Raw genomic sequence first — 706 nt, forward strand, 5'->3', positions numbered from 1 at the left:
GCGGAACCGTGCAGTTCCGCACCGACGTCTTCGACCCCACGACCATCGAAACCCTCGTCGAGCGCCTGCACCGGGCACTGACCGCGATCACCACCGACCCCACCGCGGCGCTGTCGAGCATCCACCTGCTGGACCCCGCCGAACACACCCGACTGGCCCGCTGGGGCAACCACACCGTGTTGACCCGACCCAGCCCGCCGGCCACCACCATCCCCGCCGCGCTGGCCGCCCAGGTCGCACGCACCCCCCACGCCACCGCACTGACCTGCACCACCGACACCCTGACCTACCGCGAATTCGACCAGGCCGCAAACCGACTCGCACACCTCCTCACCACCTGCGGCGTCGGCCCGGGAACCATCGTCGCCCTGCTGTTCACCCGCAGCACCGAAGCCATCGTGGCCATGACCGCCGTCCTGAAAACCGGCGCCGCCTACCTACCCATCGACCCCGCACTGCCAGCCCACCGCGTCGAATTCATGCTCGCCGACGCCGCCCCCACCGCCACCCTGACCACCACAGCACTGGCCCACCGCCTGCACCACCACACCGTCCTCACCACCGACGACCCCCGCATCACCACCGCACCCCACACCCCACCACCGGGCCCGGGACCCACCCCCGACGACACCGCCTACCTCATCTACACCTCAGGAACCACCGGCACCCCCAAAGGCGTCGCCATCACCCACCACAACCTCACCCA

The 706-nt window shown here is 70.3% G+C and carries 1 protein-coding gene; it reads left to right on the forward strand.

The genetic code is table 11. The features are described from left to right. A partial coding sequence (locus JDV09_RS26425; protein ID WP_221372087.1) for an AMP-binding protein occupies positions 1-706 on the forward strand: 706 nt, incomplete at both ends.

This window comes from Mycolicibacterium xanthum, from assembly GCF_019710635.1.
Classification (GTDB): domain Bacteria; phylum Actinomycetota; class Actinomycetes; order Mycobacteriales; family Mycobacteriaceae; genus Mycobacterium; species Mycobacterium xanthum.